Origin of the sequence: Leucobacter sp. M11 (genome assembly GCF_035726885.1) — a bacterium.
Taxonomy (GTDB): Bacteria; Actinomycetota; Actinomycetes; order Actinomycetales; family Microbacteriaceae; genus JAPFRB01.
Genome location: NZ_JAPFRB010000001.1, coordinates 676,442 through 692,755 on the forward strand (window position 1 = coordinate 676,442; position 16,314 = coordinate 692,755).

The window sequence follows — 16,314 nt, forward strand, 5'->3', positions numbered from 1 at the left end:
AGCGGTGATGATCAACGTGCGGCGTCGGAGGCCGAGAAACGGAATCAGAATCAGAAATAGCAACCCGTAGATCGGAAGGATCACAGAAATGCTGCTGCCGAGGAGCTCGAGCGCTAGTCCGATCGCGAGAACAGCGAGGGCTCGGCCGGCCATGCGCAGTCGTGCACTGCGCAACGCCTCTCCCTGCGGTCTCGTGCGCATTCCGGTGGCGAAGGCGACAGAGATGCCAGCCACCAGAGCGAAGAGGATCGATGAGCGGCCCTCGACCAATGCGGTCCAGGTGAGAGGGTTGGTCGCGTCGAACGTAACGGCGATACCCGCGTGGACGCCGATCATTCCAAACACGGCAAGCCCTCGGGCTACGTCGATGCCCATGAGACGAGGTGCGCGACCGAAGTCCTGCAGTGCTTGGCGGAATGACCGTCGAGTCGTCGCAGTCGACTCTTGGTTGAGCGTGGGTGTGGGTACTGCGCCCACCGGGATCATGCGGCTCGCCATGCTCAGGCTTCCGTATTCATAGACACGGCGGCTGAACCGCTTTGCGCAGATGGGCGGAACGGGTGGCGGCGCCAATGAGCGACACGAGTAAGCGCTTCGGTGATGATCCCGAATGACATCTTCGATGTGCCGTGCTCTCGTTCTGCAAATGAAATAGGCACCTCAGAAATCGTCAACTCGCACTGGTGCGCACGGTGGAGGGTCTCGATCTGGAAACTGTACCCATTTGAGCTTGTAGACGAAGCGTCGATACTGGAGAGGGTTTCGGCCAGGAAAGCACGGAACCCACTCGTCGCGTCAGCGACTGGTGTTCCCAGCATCCATCGCACATAAGTGCTCGCCATGCGCGAGAGGAGGTGTCGGTGGAAGGACCACCCGGACGCGTCTCCCTCATTCACCCACCGGCTACCTATCGCCAGATCAGACGTGGAAAGCGCAGCTACCAGCGCCGGTAGGCGCTGTGCGGGGTGCGAGCCGTCTGCATCCATCTCGACGATGATGTCGTAGCCGTGCGCAAGTGCGTGGGCGAAACCCGCGCGATACGCACCGCCCAGCCCGCTCTTCTCTGATCGAGAGAGCAGAGAGATGCTGGGGTTTATCTGCGTGGCGGCGGAGACCAAAGCTCCGGTGCCGTCGGGAGAGTTGTCATCGACAACGAGCACGTCTGCCTCGGGCAGATAGATACTGATCTCGTCGAGGACGTGCAAGATGTTCGCTGCCTCGTTGTAGGTGGGGACGATGACGAGTGTTCTCATGAGGTGCCTTTCGTGTAGAGGAGGATGACATCGCGAGCGAGCCAATGCGTATCGGTGAGCTCATAACCCGCTGTCTTCAGCGTGCGTTCGTCATCGCTTGTCCCGTTCTGGGACCGGGCGACGACCCAGACGCGCTCGCGTCCATCGAGAATGTCGGGGATGTCTGCCAACAGCATCACCTTGTCCCAGAGGCCGTCCGTCTGGTCATAGGACTGGATAAGCCCCAGATCGGTGGTGTTGCGGAAACCCTCCGGGTAGAGGCGAAGCGCGAGGCGTGGTTTGCGAGACGGGCGAACACCCTCATCGAAGACAACCCCGTCGCCTGGTCTGCTATGAGCTTCGACGTAGGCAGATACCTGCGCCCAGTCACTCCCGAACTTCGCATTCTCCGTGCGCTGCGAGACCGCAAACGGCACGGCGAGCACAAGGGCGAGCGCGCCTGCAGCGATCGCCGCACCGCGGGGTCTCAGCAGGCTGATGGCCACCGCGAAGACGATGCCGGCTGCCGGAGCACTGAAAGACAGGTATCTCCCGGTGTACAACGGCCCCGCGACTGCGTTCGCGAGCAGAAGAAGTAAAGCAGGCAGGAGCAACCACGCAAGTGAGATCCAGATCAGGTTACGCAGCGCGACGTCCTCCGGACGTTGTGACGAACGTCGTCCGCAACGTACCGCCCAGATCACTACGAACACTATTGCGAGCCAGGCCACCACCGCGATGGGCAACGAGCCGAACCACTGCTTGACCAGGAGCGCATCAGGTGTCGTCACGTCGCGATTAGCGAGGAAGGCGATCTGACCGTGCTGGCCCTTCGCTACGATCACAAACGGAATACATGCCACTCCGGCGATCAAAGATGCGATCAACCAGCGCTTCCAGAGCGAACGAGGGGTCCCGAGCACGATCAGGCACACCATGTGTACGGCGGCGATCAATGCGGTGTAGAGGAAAAGATTGACACTCACGACGAGCAGGCCTCCGTACACCACCCAGAAGCGCGCTCGGCTCTCCTGGGTTCGTATGAGGTGCACAAGCAAAACCGTGAGCCACGTCACCAGCGCAGCCGACAGAGCGGCCGAACGGGCTTCAGCTGCCATAAAACCGATACGGGGCACCAGAATGCACGCGATGCTCGCGATCAGGGCAACTCGGGAGTCTGCCAGCATGCGGCAGAGTGTGTATACCCCCGCTGCGGTCGCTCCGATCGCGAGGGCGCTGGGAAGCCGAACAGAGAAAGCGGAGGCGCCGAATAGGTCGACCCAGAGATGTAGTAGCGCGTAGTACACCACATGAACCGCATCGACGTTCGCCGCCATCGCCCAAAGCGAATCCCACGGTCGTTGCGCAGACATCACGCTGGCGGCTTCGTCCCCCCACATCGATGGCACCCCGATGGCGATCCCCGAGAGAAGGGCAGCTCCGACCCCCACCGCAGCCGGCGCGAGGGCTCTGCGGGGTAATCGCTGCCGCGACGGAGTGCCCACAGCGGGAGTCACCGTATCAAGATCTGCTATCACAGAGTTGACGCTAATTGGCGAAGGTAAGCGCGCATTAAGTGAGACGCTTATCTGCGTCTTAGTGCGCGGACCTAACCTGGCGTCGTGTATGCAGATTGGCGAAAGACCACGTCCCTCATCCTCCTGCTGGCCGCAGCGGTCACCTATGCAGGGGTGCCATGGGAAGCCCTGGTGGGCTTTCCTCTCGACCCGGCGCGGTCTTACCTTTCCGAGCTCGCGGCGGTCGATCAGCCGACCAGCCCACTGTTTCGGATGCTCGACGGTCTGACAGGTGCGCTCATCCTCTGCGCTCTCTTTCTCGGGCGTCAGAAACCGCGAGTTCGCGGAACGAGGTCTGCATCCGCATTCACGTTCGCTGCATTCGCGTGTCTCACACTCCTCGACGCCGCGTCTCCCATGGCGTGCGCAACATCTGCTAGCGCACAGTGTGCCGCGGCTGACGCAGCCAACACCCTGGGGACCACGCACCAGGTCCACACGCTGAGCAGTTCAGCAGCACTCATCGCGGTACTCCTGTCGGCCATTCTTCTCGCGATCTCGGTGACACGAGATCGCGCCCCTGCTCGTCTCCTTGAACGCTGGCTGGTGCTCGGAGGTGTGGGAGCACTCACCGCGGTGACGATCATCGTTTCGGTGCTCGCGGTGCGCAGCATGGCTGACGGCCAGCTTCTCGATGGAGGCGGATATGCGCAACGAGCGCAAGTGCTGCTCGTGAGCGCCTACATCGCCGGCTTCGGAATCATCTCAGCCCGCAGCCGCACGCATCTCCTTGGTACGTCGCCTGCGACCATCAGGAACGCTTCATGAGCGCGCGGTCGCCCGAGTGCCGTCAGCCGAGCACTCGTCTCCTTGGGCTAGATCTGTTTCGCGCGGTAGCGGTGTTCGGCATGCTCGTCGCCCACGTGGGACCATCTGCATGGACGCCCGGAGAAGCCTTCGGCACAGTGCATTGGGAATGGGAAGTCTTCCACTCGCGAATGCCAGCGATGTTCGCCTTCGCTGCAGGCTTGTCGCTGAACCTGGGACGAAGTCGCGAGAACGGGTCCACGCAGCCGGCGGCGATCCCCACGCTGATCCGCGCGACGCTCCTTGCGGTTTGCGGGTTGCTCCTGATCAGCTTGGGCACCCCCGTTGTTGTCATCCTCGTGTCGTTCAGTGTGTGGTTCGTGTTGGTGCTCCCATTCCGTAGACTCGGCGTCCGCGCACTGCTCATCCTCACCGCGGCGTGGACGATAGCCGGCCCGGCCCTGTCATTTCTCCTGAGACAGTCAACCGCGCTGCCCGACGATATGCTCTCGAACGAACTCGTCGGAGGAGACTATCCAGCGTTGACGTGGATGCCCTATGTGCTGGCGGGGTTGGCGGTCGGCCGGCTAGACCTCTCCTCGCCGCAGGTCCGACTGAGGCTCGCCGGTGTCGGTGCAGCGCTGATGAGTGTCGGATACGCCGTCTCCGGGTTCCTCTTCGCCGACGGTCTTACTGCGCGCATTATGGAGTCGATCTCCCCCCAAAAAGGCTTCAGTGTGGAGCAGCAGTTTGCACGCATGTTCTTCGGAGAGAGCGGAGTAACGCCTACCGGAAGCTGGATGTGGCTGCTGGTTCCAGCCCCGCATTCAGGCAGCTGGGCCGACGTGATCGGATGTTTGGGCGTCTGCGCATTGACGCTCGCCGTATTGCTGCCATGTGGCGACCTGGGCCGTTGGGCAGGGAATGCTCGATGCTGGATAAAGCGGACTGTCGGCCGGCTCATCCTGTTCGTCACCCCATTGGGAGCGATGGTGCTCTCAGTGTACGCGGCGCATATCGTGGCGATGGCGACCATCCACGCAACCACCGGCCATTCCTTCCGCGGGGCCCAGAGCGAGTACATGCTTGCCGCGTTCACCGGAGGGCTCCTCGTGTTCTCCTGGCTATGGATGCGCCGGTTCCGCTACGGCCCCCTCGAGTGGCTTCTCGGGAAGGCGACGGCGGCTATCGAACGAATGGGAAAGCGAGTGTCTGCCGGATTGTCGCGCCGGTAGCGGCCATCACGATTCGATCAACACCCAGGCCCAGCCCCCCGGTGGGAGGCATACCAAACTCGAGAGCCGTGAGAAAATCCTCGTCGAGTTGCATGGCCTCCGGATCTCCTCCCGCCGCCAACATGGACTGAACGGTCAGGCGGCGACGTTGCTCGATAGGGTCCACCAATTCTGTATAGGCGGTGCCGAGTTCCATACCGAACGCCACGAGGTCCCAGCGTTCGGACAACCCGTCGACGTGGCGGTGCGGGCGAGCGAGCGGGGAGGTGTCCGAAGGGAAATCAGTGTAGAAGGTCGGAAGGGTGGTTTCTGACTCCACCAGCTCTTCATACAGCTTTTCGATGAGCATCCCCGTTGTGTTCCCGGCGGCAGGCCGCACTCCGTAGATGATACAAATTTCCTGGAGTGTCTCCACGTCCATGTCCGGGGAGATGGTCATCCCCACTCGTTCGGTGAGCGCGTCACAGACGGAGATCACCCGCCACGGGCCCGAGACGTCGACACTTGCGCCGGAAGGGTCAATGAGGGTGGGAGTGCCCGAGACGACGCTGAGCATGTCTTTGATGAGGCGTTCCGCGAGCTCTCGCATGTCGGTGTAGTCGGCGTACGCACGATAGGCCTCCATTGCGGTGAACTCAGGGTTGTGTGTGCTGTCCACCCCCTCATTCCGGAAGTTCCTTCCGATCTCGAACACTTGAGGGAGCCCAGCGACAATCAGTTTCTTCAGCGCGAGTTCCGGGGCGATTCTCAGTGACAGGTCGCGACGGTAGGCATTGATGTGTGTGCGGAACGGGCGGGCGTTGGCTCCACCGTGCGTGCGTTGCAGGATCGGGGTCTCAACCTCGAGGTAGCCCTCTTGAAGGAGCCGGTCGCGGAGCGCTTGGACCGCCCGGGAGCGGGTGCGCAGGAGTGAGGTGGCTTCAACCGAGGTGGCCAGGTGCACATGCCGCTGGCGAACCTGCATCTCGGGATCCTTCAGGCCCGTGCGAGGGTTGGGCGGTTGCCTGAGAGACTTCGCTGCGTAGGCCCAGTGCTCAGCGAAGAGACTCGGCTCTCCGGCGCTACTGCGCCCGATTTCCCCCGTGGCGGAAATGATGTCCCCCGCCAATGCACGAGTGAGTGCATGATAGTCGGCCGTGCCATGGGCTGTGGCGATGATCTGGAAGCGGCAGTGTTGCTCGACGATATCGAGAAACGTGATACCACCATGACGACGCCGGGCCTGCACACGTCCGGTAACAGATACCCTCCCTGAAGTCATGCTCTGCAGTGCCGCGATGCTGTGTGTACGCGGCACCTTTGGTGGATACGGATCGACACCGCGCGCACGCATCGCAAAGACCGTGGCCGCGCGTGGCGACATGGGAGCGATCTCTGCGTGCTCCAGCTGGGTCAGCCCGCGCTCCGCCTTGAGCGCTTCGAAGAAGGCAGGAGTCCTCTGCTCTTTAGACGTGCCAAGGTGTCGGTTCAGTGGGCCCGCGAAGCCTTCAGCTCGCGCGACAGCGAGCATCACAGCACTGGCGGATGTGTGCCGAGACCACATGACAAATCGAGTACGCCATATCGGGTCGTACTTTTCGTTTGCCCGCCGAAGTGACTCGAGCTGCCAGAATTTCGAGAGCGCCAGGAGGAGCCTGCGCTTCATCCGGAGCACGGGCCCGGCGCCAACGCGGGCACCTCTGACGATGGTGTCTCGGAACACGGCGAAGTTGAGCGAGATCCGACGTACCCCGAGGCCGTTTGATGCAGCGATCAGCGAAGACACCATGAACTCGTTGACCCCATTGACGGCTTTTGGACTCCGACGCATCAGGTCGAGAGAGAGCCCATCCTGGTTCCAAGGCACAAAGATCAATACCGCCTGGATCGCGCCTGCAGCGTCGCGGGCGGTGACGATGAGCGCATCGCTGTCGCTCTGATCTCCCACACGCGAGAGCGCCATGGAGAACCCGCGTTCGCTTTCCGCGCCTCGCCACGAGGCAGCCAACCCTTCGATGCGCGCCAGAGTCTCGCGAGAGACCTCGTGTTGACGTGCAATGTCCACGGTGTACCCCGCACGTGTGGCGCGCCGACGTGAAGCCTCCATCTGGGGCGACTGGAGCAGCGAAACGGCCTGAGCGCCGCCAGTAGGGATGATCGCCTCCTCGCCGAGTGCCATCCCGCGCATCCCATGTCGAGCATAGTGGTCAGCCCCCCGCTCGGTCGCTGCGAGCACCGCCGGACGCCACCCGTAGCGCTGACTGATCGTCAGCCACTCGCCAATCGCAGCGTCCCACGCGTGCTCAGGGCCGAGCGGGTCGCCACTGGCCAAAGCCACACCATTCACCACACGATATGAGACCGCTGCAGAGCGCTCAGGGGAAAACACGACGGACTTATCCCGTCGGGTAGCAAAGTACGCCAAGGAGTCGTCAGTCTGGTTGTTGCGCAACACGCGGCGAACGCCCAGTTCCTCCGCTTCGGAAAGAAATCGCCGTTGACGTGCGCTGCGCAGAATCAGCCACAGCGACACCAGGAGAGCGGCCGCAGAGAGCGAAGTGACGACAACCTCTGCCCCCGCGCTCAATCCTCCAGTGGAACCGTCAAGCAGCCAGTCGCTGGGATAGAAGCCAGTAGCGGCATGCAGCGACCAGAGCCAGCGATCTGCAGCTGGAAGTGATTGACCGTCAGACGATTGCGGCAGCAGTCCCCCCACGAGGACCGCGATACCCACGCCTCCGGCGAACACCACCATGGCACGTACGTACGAGACGGGTTCCACGCGGGCCGAGAACTCATATCGAGACGCAACGAGAAGACCGATGAACGCAGCAGCTATCACCGCGGAGACCAGGTCCACAGCTCCTCCGTCGGCGATGAATGCCCGCCCGCCTTGACCGAGGCTGATCAGATTCACAAGGGGCATCAACACAGTGGGAATTTCGAAGAGCACCAGGAAAAGCATGGCCCCGCGCAGCCTCCGCTTCGCAGCACTCCCCACGATGAATAGCAGAACCGCGTTGAACACGAACGGCTCGGGGCTGAGTCCGAAGACGGCGAAGTACGATGCTGCCCAGTACACGCCATCCGGGAGGGCGACATTGGTGAACGCAATGACCAGCATTGTCAACGAAACTACTTGCAGCACGCGGCCCGACCACAACGGCACCCCCGAAATTATGTTCTTGAGCCGCCGCGGGGCCGGCAATCGGTCCTCTCCGGTGACTGTGGAGATGCGTGTTTTCGGGATCGATGTCCGCTCCGAGGTGGCCTCGCGGGTCAGTGCGTTCATGTCGGGTCCTCTCTCGGCTCGGGTTCTTCGCTGATGGCAGCTGCCGCTGAGCAATGATCTAACTGTTATGTAAGTGCCAGATATGACTTCCCTTCGTTTGGGCCTCCGGCGGGCTGCCTCTCTCATACGCTCGAAGTCATGGCCCAAATGGGCTTGCATACGACACGAGTCTCGATCTGCAAGGAGTGTCTTCATGGACCCGGACGGCCCCATCGATGTGCCAGCCTCGCTCCTGCAAGACCCTGGGGTCGACCTGTTGTCGACTTACTGGCCTACGGCCTTGGCGCTCCTCCTCACGACGGCCGCCGTCATGCTGGCTGTGCGGTCGGCCTGTCGCCGAAACGGGCGGCAGCGAAGCCGCCGTGTGCTGAGCGCCACGGGGTGGGGCGTGCTGGGTTCCATGTGTCTCGTGGTAGCTCTCGCGTTCGGGGTCAACACCTGGGTTGGCTATTTTCCGTCCGTGGCGACGTTCTCGCGCTGGATGGATGACAAGGTGAGAGAGCCCGTCACGGACTTCCCCCAGACAGCCGTGTCTGCCCCCTCCGGTGCAACACCCACGGGGGAAAATCCTGAACGTGTCACGACCGATGACCGGGGGTACTCGTTTCTCGCGGCGGTTCCGTCATCAACTGAGAAAGTCCCCGATACTGGGGCATGGGTGTACCTGCCGCCCGGATACGACAAAGCGGGGAACACTGATCGGTATCCGGTCATTTATGTGTTGCACGGGTCTCCCGGGAGTGCGGCCGACTGGTTCGCGGGCGGACGCATCGACTACCTGCTGGATACGTTGATCAACAACGGCAGCATTCCCCCGGCAATCGTTGTTTCACCCGATCTGAATGCCAGTGTTGACCGTGTCGAGGAGGAGCCCCTCGACATACCCGATGGACCGAAACTCGAGACGTTTGTCACCAAGGATGTCGTGACGTGGGCGGACACGAATTTCCGCACACGAGCCGACGCTGAGCATCGCGTCGTGGCGGGCATGTCTTCGGGAGGTCTGGCTTCGCTCCTCTATGGCCTGCATCACCCGGATCTCTTCGGCGGAGTGATATCCATCATGCCCTACGCGACGCCGTACACCCCACGGATCGTCGCGAATCCTGAAGCGAAAACGCACAACTCTCCGTTGGAGGTCATCGCGGCGCGTAACGGTGCAACCCCGCAGAAGATCTTCATGGGCCAGGGGGATGGGGAATCGACAGTCGAAGCAACACAAATCCGGGACGCGTTGCGCGGCCAGGGCCAGACCACCACACTCCGGGTACTTCCCGGTCTCGCGCACAACTGGACTACGGCGCGGACGGTCATGCCCTATGGTCTCCTGTGGGCCGCGACTCAACTCGGTTGGGAGACCCCGTGAAGCTGTGGGCACTTTTCCGCCAGCTCGCGGCGTTTGGAATGGTGGGCCTCACCGGCCTGATCGTCGACGTCGCGCTCTTCAACCTGTTGCGCTCAACAGTGCTCGACAAGGAGTCTTTCGCGGGTGCCGTGCTGGTGGCGAAGTTCGTATCGACGGTCGCTGCCATCGCGGTGAATTGGGTCGGGAACCGATACTGGTCGTTCGCGGCGGAGCGCACCATGGCACCGGGGCGCGAGATGCTTAGGTTCTTCGTGATCAGCATTGGTGCCATGCTGGTACCGCTGACATGCCTGTTCATCTCGCACGTGCTTCTGGGGCTGACCTCTGCCCTCGCTGACAACATCGCTAGTAACGTCGTCGGTCTCGTGCTCGGTGCTGCCGTGCGGTTTGCACTCTACCGACGCTGGGTGTTCACAGGAGTCACACCACCGCAGACTCTCGACGCCCCTCAACCGGCGGTCGCCGCGGAATCGTCACCGTGAACCGGGATCCATCCGCGTTTGAATCCACACCGACCTCGAATCCGGACGCCGATGCGAGTGCTTTCACGATCGCTAGGCCGAGGCCGACAGTGGACGTCCGAGTCGCGGACTCTCCCGCTTGAGTAAACCGATCGAACAGCCTGGGGAGCGCAGAGGCGGGAATGCCGGGTCCGTCGTCTGTGACTGCGAGCTCGGTCTGCTGTTCGGTCTGCTGGATGGAGACGAGTACGCGGGTACCCGGAGGTGTGTGATATCCGGCATTGGCCACAAGATTCAAGAGCATCTGGCGGATGGCATCTTCGTCACCATCAATGATCACGGCCCCGTCAGGCACTGAGATCTGCCAAGAGTGCTCAGGAAAGACAAAGCGGGTATCGGACACGGTCTCCAGCACCACCTGAGACAAGTCGATGCGATTCACGTTCAGCTGTGGATCTGCGTCAAGTCGGGCCAGGAGCAGGAGATCGTTCACGAGCGTACTCATCCGCCGCGCCTCGGCCCTCACTCGGCCCAGTGCAATCCCCATCTCTTCTGCGTCGGCACCGGGCTGCGCATAGAAGTCAGCGTATCCCAGGATCGACGCCAGAGGATTGCGCAACTCGTGGCTCGCCTCCGCGATGAAGCGACGCATCGATTCCTCTGCTCGGTGCCGCGCGTTGAGTGAGGATTCGACGTGCTCCAGCAGAAGATTGAGTGCCTTCGCGACACGATCCGCTTCAGAGCCTCGCAATCTCGGGTCACGCGGCACCCGGCCCTGCGGGGACACCTCACCGGTCGACAAGGGGGTTGCCGTCACTTGTTGCGCGATGTGTGCGACATGCTCCAGCGGGGTTAACTCACGTGACACCAGTCGGTATCCGAGTGCCGCGGTCACAGCCGCCAGCGCTAACCCGGCCACCGACATCCAAATGACATAGGTGGTGATAACAGCGTTTGTCTCGTTCAACCCCACGCCTGTAATGACCGTGTATTCCGCGCCTTCAGCGCCCTCAACGACGTCGGCGGTCACCAGGAAGTGCCCTGCCGCGCTCAACCCCATTGACAGGGTGTCTTTGATCGCAAAGGGCTGAGCTCGTATCTCTCGAATCTCGGCCATCGAAAGAGTCCGATAGTCAAAGTCGCGCGTAAAAAAAGCGGAGAGTCGCGGGTCGCGTCCGTTCAATACGAGGAAGAACCCGTCCGGTGGTATCACAATCGAGAAGTCATCGAGCGTCGGCAGCTCACCGGTCTGCTCCAACGAGTTGCTCACTTGCGTGAGCGCACTGTCGCTCGAGAGATACAGGGTCGATTCCACCTGCGAGATCATGCTCGATCGCAAGATCCCAACGGACGTGCTTCCCAATGCAAGGAGGGTGGCGGTGAGCAGTCCAGATACTACGACGACTAAACGACCACGCGTCGTCCGCACCCTCCGCTCGGCACGCACTTAGGACTCCTGCTCGACTGGGGTACCTGCTCGGAGGATGTACCCCACTCGGCGAAGAGTATGAATCATCGGGCTGCGACCGTGGTCGATCTTCTTCCGGAGATAAGAGATGTAAATCTCAACGATATTCGATTCCCTCCCAAAGTCGTACTCCCACACGCGGTCCAGGATCTGTTCTTTGCTCAGCACCCGATCAGCATTGAGCATCAAGAATCTCAGCAGCGAGAACTCCGTCGCGGTCAACCGGATGTCGGTGCCCCCGCGAGAGACCTCGTGGCTATCCTCATTCAGTTTCAAGTCACCCACCTCCAATATTGGTGTCGGCGCGCTGGCCGACATCATCGGGCTTCGGCGGAGGAGCCCCCGGAGGCGAACTACCACCTCCTCTACACTGAACGGCTTGGTGACATAGTCATCTCCGCCTGCCGCGATCCCGCCGATGCGATGGGAGACCTTACTGTTCGCAGTAAGGAACAGCACCATGGTCTCTGGCAGTTCACCTCGGATCGAGCGAAGCACTTGGACACCATCAATGTCCGGCAACGTAATATCCAACACGATGAGATGTGGATGAATCCGGCGAGCGGCCTCGATCGCGGCATAGCCGGTACTCGCGACCTCGACGTGCCACCCTTGGCGACGGAGCACAGCAGAAAGGAGATGACGGAGACTTGGTTCGTCGTCAACGATCAACACTCGGATCGGCGACTGCGCGACTACTGAATCAGGTTCCACCCTTCCCATTGTCACCATCAACATGTGCGCAAGATAAGTGCGATGTAAGCACCGGCCCCGATCTCTGCAGACTTAGGTGGCACTTACCCAGCGTGATTACGGTCGAGGGATCATGAAATCCGACCTTGACCCTGATGGGAAATCCACAACCTCTGAAGCCTTTAGAGGGCCCCACATGCGGGCTTTATGGCACTTCGTCAGACCTCACTGGCGCCGCTTAGCGCTCGGCTTTCTGCTCGGCCTCGGTTCTACCGCGGCCGCACTCACTACGCCTCTAATTACGAAACAGATCCTTGACGCCGTTGGTACTCCGCACGACATGGCGCGTCCGATCGCTGCGCTTCTCGGTCTCGTGATCATCGGGAGCGGGGTGGGCTTCGCCCAGGCGGTGCTGTTGGGGAACCTCGCCGAAGACGTCGTATTCTCGGTACGCTCACTGCTCGTCAGACGGTTCTTCCGAGGACGAGTGTCCGACATACAGGCCCGCTCCTCCGGCGAGGTTGTCACGAGAGTGACATCGGATACCGTGCTGCTGCGGGAAGCGACGTCATCGGCGCTGGTGAACCTCATCAACGAGTGCATCGCGCTCATCGGCGCCCTCGCACTGATGGCGTTTCTGGATCTGGCTCTGTTCCTTGTGGCGATCACCTGCATCATCATCGTCGGTGTCCTTGCTGGACGTCTCATGCCCCGGATTGGCGCTGCCCAGCGACGCGCGCAAGAAGCCGTGGGCCGGCTTGGCTCGATCCTCGAGGGCGGGGTGCGGGCGGTTCGCACGATGAAAGCGGCACGTGCAGAATTGACCGAAGAGCAACGAGTGTTACATGAGGCCCGCGAAGCGATGCGGCAAGGTAAACGAGCGAATCGGACTGAGGCGTTCGCGTGGTCGTTTGCATCCACAGGAATCCAGTTCGGGATTCTCGTGATCTTGTCAGTAGGGGCTTGGCGGATTGGAGCCGGTCTGCTCGAAGTGTCCACGCTCGTAGCCTTCCTGCTCTACGCGTTTCAGCTGGTCGAACCCGTAGGCTCGCTGACAATGTATGTGGCGGAGCTCCAGGCCGGCTCGGCCGCAGCGGCCCGCATTCGCGAGACAGACGACATCGCTACCGAAGACACACAAGCCGGAGACCCCGTCCCTGCGGCGAGCACCGAATCGACGGCACTGGCGTTCGAGCAAGTCACTTTCACGTACCCAGGCGCGACAACACCTGCGGTCAGAGGCCTCTCACTTGCACTGCCACACAGAGGCAGAATCGCGATCGTCGGGCCTTCAGGTGCAGGGAAGACGAGCCTGTTCTCACTCCTCCTGGGGTTCTACCGGCCTGAGACTGGAACCATGCGTATGAACGGAGAGGATTATCAGAAGCTGTCATTGGAGGCCATTCGCGCACGGATCGCCTTTGTCGAACAAGAGACCAGACTGTTCGTGGGTTCAGTCCGCTACAACATTGCCTACCGGTATCCAGAAGCCAGCGACGACGAGCTATGGGCAGCGCTTGAAGCTGTCGGACTCCGAGACACGATCGAGGACTTTCCACTAGGATTGGACCAACCGATCAACGCCAGCAGCCTGTCGGGCGGACAATTGCAGAGGGTCGGGGTGGCACGCGCGATCGTAAGGCCTCCCGAGATACTTCTCTTGGACGAAGCGACCGCACAGCTGGACAGCCTCACGGAATCGGCGATTCATCGCGTGATTGACGAACTCTCCACAGAAGCACTGGTGGTGACGATTGCTCATCGCCTTTCAACCGTCGTCGACGCCGACCAGATCCTCGTTATGGACAAAGGGCTGGTCCAGTCGATGGGCACACACAGTGAACTCCTCCGGACCAGCCCGCTATATCTCGGGCTCGTCTCTGCGTTACGCATCAGCTGATACGCCCACTCCACCCCGCACAAACCCCTTCGTGCGTCTGGATCTGATGTGAAGCGCTCTGGGTTTGATGGAGACTCGCGCTATTTGATTCCGACCAGCGGATTGTGGTCGTTGGCGACAGCATAGAACGTGTTCTCGAACTCGGCGGGCGGGACGTCGCCAAGGTAGCCGTGGAGGCGCTGCGTGTTGTGCCAGTTCACCCAGCCGAGTGTCGCGAGCTCGAGCTCCTCGATCGTCTTCCACGGCCCTGATCGTGCGGGTCCGCGGACGAGTTCGGTCTTGTAGTAGCCGTTCACGGTCTCCGCCAGGGCGTTGTCATACGAATCGCCGACCGTGCCGATTGACGGGGTCGCGCCGATTTCTGCGAGGCGTTCGCCGTAGCGAATCGACGTGAATTGAGACCCCGCGTCGCTGTGACACCGTAGATCCTCGTGATGGCGGCCTCTCGACCAGCGGGCCATCTCGCTCGCGTCGAGGACCATCCCGGTGCGCATGTGCGACGCGACCCGCCAACCCACGATCATCCGGGAGAACGCATCGACGATGAAGCACACATAGGCGACACCCGCCCAGGTCGGCACGAATGTCAGGTCGGTGACCCAGAGCCGGTTCGGGGCGGTCGCGGTGAACTCCCGCTTGACCAGATCCGGGTGCCGCGCCGACGCCGGATCCGGCCTCGTCGTCTTCACGCGCTTCGAACGCCTTGCGCCTCAACGCCCGCTGCGCGCATCAGCCTGGCGGTCTGGTCGCGACCGATCGTGATCCCCGCCGCCGGGCGGCCTTCCAGAGCTTGCGGACCCCATAAACGCGGCAGTTGGTCTCCCAGATCTCGACCAACTGCGAGACCAGCACCTCGTCCCGCAGCGTCCGCGCTGAGGGTGCGCGCGTCTTGGCAGCGTAGTAGCTGCTCGGAGCCACGTGCAGCAGTCTGCAGATGAGCTCGACTCCGAGCCGGCAACCGTCCACCAGGTCGTCCTTGTTCGCGTCGATGACCGCCACTACCTCCGGAAGTGGCGGTCGAGCTCCGCAACGAAGAAAGACGTAGCCCGCTTGAGCACCTCGTGAGCCCGCCGCAGCTCCCGGTTCTCTTGCTCGAGCTCTTTCACCCGCTGCGCCCCGGCCGAGCTCACGCCCGGCGCGACGCCATCGTCGACGTCGGCCTGCTTCACCCACATCCGCACAGACTCGACCCCGTACCCGAGCTGCGTCGCGACCCGCTCGACCGTCCCCTGCGTGACGCCGAGCTCGGCGCGCAGCGTCCTCACCATCCGCACCGCGGCGGCCTTCTCCTCGACCGAATAGCGACGCGTCGTCGGCTTCCCATTCGCCAGTTCCTTCCACATAACTCCATCCTCGTTTCCAAGGCCAGGAGCCTCCAACAAACTCAGGGCGCTTCAATCGATCCGGGCCGCATCTTCACTGGTTGTGCCGGAGCGGATGCCCTCGTCGATTTCGGCGCGACGTACTCATTTCCGGACCGTCTCGGGCAACAGATCGAGTTGTTCACAATGCTCGTGATCGCACCATCGCGGGTTGCGGGATTCTCCCGGGGCCTCGATCACGAGTCGGACGGCGCGCTGGCGGAGCTCTACGGGGTACGGGACAGGCCTAATGCCAGGGGCTCCTTCCGGTAACGGTTCGCCCTCCATCAAACACGACACGATTCAAGGACTTGCGGAAAACGTCTGCTGCATGACGGGAGACGCGCGAGCTATTCCGCGAGAGCGTCTCCGTCGATGTGGGCAACGGTGATCCGGATCTCAGCAGGTCCACCTGTCTCTTGCGTGATGAGCGCGTCGATGACGGTATGCAGCCGGCAAACGGTGTCCACCACGCTCGCGGGCCCCGTCACGCCGATGGAGACGTCCACGGAGACCTGCTCGCTGGTCCTCTCAATGGCTACGAGGGGCGTCTTTGCGTCGCGGATGCCGAGAAGCCTGGCTCCTGCCTCGGCGAGCTTCGAGGCCGTCGTCCCGGTGCGGAAGATCGTCGTCACTCCTGGCGTCGCGAGGATCGCCGCTTCGATGTCCGTGGCCAGGGCACGGTCCGGCATCGAGTTCATTGTCATTGTGTCTCTCTTCCGGGGTGCGGCAGGTCGTGCAGGTCGTGCACGACGATGTCGATGCCGATGACGTTCAGGCTCGTGTGCGCTGCGAGGCGTGACGCGATCGCTCCTCGCAGGCGCTCTACGAGCTCGGGGATCGGTCGACCGTGGGCGATGCTGACCTCGGCGTAGACCTCGATGGGCTCATCGGGTTCGGTCGCCTCGCCCTCGAGCCGCACTCGCCCGACAATGATGCCGGGGACGTCCTGCTCGGCGGCGCGCACCAGTCCTCGGATCGCGCCCTCGGTGATCCCCAGATC

The 16,314-nt window shown here is 62.1% G+C and carries 11 protein-coding genes and 4 pseudogenes; 5 read left to right on the forward strand and 10 right to left on the reverse strand.

Features of this window, described 5'->3' with window-relative positions; all coding sequences use genetic code 11:
• The 3 genes and pseudogenes from OOT08_RS03505 to OOT08_RS03515 form a co-directional block, all read right to left on the reverse strand.
• Positions 1-336 (reverse strand): annotated as a pseudogene (locus OOT08_RS03505) (heparan-alpha-glucosaminide N-acetyltransferase domain-containing protein); the annotation flags it as partial.
• 164 nt (positions 337-500) lie between these two features.
• Complete coding sequence (locus OOT08_RS03510) at positions 501-1,253, reverse strand: polyprenol monophosphomannose synthase (RefSeq protein ID WP_325091154.1); 753 nt, start codon at positions 1,251-1,253, stop codon at positions 501-503.
• On the reverse strand, positions 1,250-2,632 hold the full coding sequence (locus tag OOT08_RS03515; protein ID WP_325091295.1) for a glycosyltransferase family 39 protein: 1,383 nt from the start codon (positions 2,630-2,632) through the stop codon (positions 1,250-1,252). The genes OOT08_RS03510 and OOT08_RS03515 overlap by 4 nt, the downstream gene beginning before the upstream one ends.
• Positions 2,633-2,854: 222 nt before the next feature.
• Here OOT08_RS03515 and OOT08_RS03520 point away from each other — a divergent pair, with 222 nt between their 5' ends.
• Both OOT08_RS03520 and OOT08_RS03525 read left to right on the forward strand, forming a co-directional pair.
• The gene (locus tag OOT08_RS03520; RefSeq protein WP_325091155.1) at positions 2,855-3,577 is read left to right on the forward strand and encodes a DUF998 domain-containing protein; all 723 of its coding nucleotides are present in this window, start codon (positions 2,855-2,857) and stop codon (positions 3,575-3,577) included.
• Positions 3,574-4,791, forward strand: coding sequence for a heparan-alpha-glucosaminide N-acetyltransferase domain-containing protein (locus tag OOT08_RS03525; protein WP_325091156.1), 1,218 nt, complete (start codon positions 3,574-3,576; stop codon positions 4,789-4,791). Before OOT08_RS03520 ends, OOT08_RS03525 begins: the two co-directional genes overlap by 4 nt.
• Here OOT08_RS03525 and lysX read toward each other — a convergent pair.
• Positions 4,742-8,062 (reverse strand): bifunctional lysylphosphatidylglycerol synthetase/lysine--tRNA ligase LysX, encoded by a 3,321-nt coding sequence (gene lysX / locus OOT08_RS03530; protein ID WP_325091157.1) that lies wholly within the window; start codon positions 8,060-8,062, stop codon positions 4,742-4,744. The two genes, OOT08_RS03525 and lysX, sit on opposite strands and share 50 nt — an antisense overlap.
• A gap of 193 nt (positions 8,063-8,255) precedes the next feature.
• Here lysX and OOT08_RS03535 point away from each other — a divergent pair, with 193 nt between their 5' ends.
• Together OOT08_RS03535 and OOT08_RS03540 are read left to right on the forward strand one after the other, a co-directional pair.
• A complete protein-coding gene (locus OOT08_RS03535) occupies positions 8,256-9,428 on the forward strand; it encodes an alpha/beta hydrolase (RefSeq protein ID WP_325091158.1) in 1,173 nt (390 codons plus the stop codon).
• A complete protein-coding gene (locus OOT08_RS03540; RefSeq protein WP_325091159.1) occupies positions 9,425-9,910 on the forward strand; it encodes a GtrA family protein in 486 nt (161 codons plus the stop codon). The genes OOT08_RS03535 and OOT08_RS03540 overlap by 4 nt, the downstream gene beginning before the upstream one ends.
• Here the strand turns inward: OOT08_RS03540 and OOT08_RS03545 are convergent.
• The 3 genes and pseudogenes from OOT08_RS03545 to OOT08_RS03555 form a co-directional block, all read right to left on the reverse strand.
• Positions 9,849-11,216, reverse strand: coding sequence for a sensor histidine kinase (locus tag OOT08_RS03545; protein WP_325091160.1), 1,368 nt, complete (start codon positions 11,214-11,216; stop codon positions 9,849-9,851). The genes OOT08_RS03540 and OOT08_RS03545 overlap by 62 nt on opposite strands.
• Positions 11,217-11,336: 120 nt before the next feature.
• Complete coding sequence (locus OOT08_RS03550) at positions 11,337-11,633, reverse strand: winged helix-turn-helix domain-containing protein (protein ID WP_325091296.1); 297 nt, start codon at positions 11,631-11,633, stop codon at positions 11,337-11,339.
• Between the two features lie 129 nt (positions 11,634-11,762).
• Positions 11,763-12,095 (reverse strand): annotated as a pseudogene (locus tag OOT08_RS03555) (response regulator); the annotation flags it as partial.
• A gap of 52 nt (positions 12,096-12,147) precedes the next feature.
• On the opposite strand from OOT08_RS03555, the gene OOT08_RS03560 reads away from it, so the two are divergent.
• On the forward strand, positions 12,148-13,950 hold the full coding sequence (locus OOT08_RS03560; RefSeq protein WP_325091161.1) for an ABC transporter ATP-binding protein: 1,803 nt from the start codon (positions 12,148-12,150) through the stop codon (positions 13,948-13,950).
• 80 nt (positions 13,951-14,030) lie between these two features.
• Here OOT08_RS03560 and OOT08_RS03565 read toward each other — a convergent pair.
• The 3 genes and pseudogenes from OOT08_RS03565 to OOT08_RS03575 form a co-directional block, all read right to left on the reverse strand.
• A pseudogene (locus OOT08_RS03565) lies at positions 14,031-15,293 on the reverse strand (IS3 family transposase).
• 368 nt (positions 15,294-15,661) lie between these two features.
• A complete protein-coding gene (locus OOT08_RS03570) occupies positions 15,662-16,018 on the reverse strand; it encodes a hypothetical protein (protein WP_325091162.1) in 357 nt (118 codons plus the stop codon).
• Positions 16,015-16,314, reverse strand: a pseudogene (locus OOT08_RS03575) (hypothetical protein); the annotation flags it as partial. The pseudogene OOT08_RS03575 and the gene OOT08_RS03570, both read right to left, overlap by 4 nt.

Coding starts and splice junctions, on each gene's coding strand:
- OOT08_RS03535 (WP_325091158.1), top strand. CDS start 8,256: ATGGACCCGGACGGCCCCATCGATGTGCCAGCCTCGCTCCTGCAAGAC.
- OOT08_RS03515 (WP_325091295.1), bottom strand. CDS start 2,632: ATGTGGGGGGACGAAGCCGCCAGCGTGATGTCTGCGCAACGACCGTGG.
- OOT08_RS03570 (WP_325091162.1), bottom strand. CDS start 16,018: ATGACAATGAACTCGATGCCGGACCGTGCCCTGGCCACGGACATCGAA.
- OOT08_RS03525 (WP_325091156.1), top strand. CDS start 3,574: ATGAGCGCGCGGTCGCCCGAGTGCCGTCAGCCGAGCACTCGTCTCCTT.
- OOT08_RS03510 (WP_325091154.1), bottom strand. CDS start 1,253: ATGAGAACACTCGTCATCGTCCCCACCTACAACGAGGCAGCGAACATC.
- lysX (WP_325091157.1), bottom strand. CDS start 8,062: ATGAACGCACTGACCCGCGAGGCCACCTCGGAGCGGACATCGATCCCG.
- OOT08_RS03545 (WP_325091160.1), bottom strand. CDS start 11,216: ATGATCTCGCAGGTGGAATCGACCCTGTATCTCTCGAGCGACAGTGCG.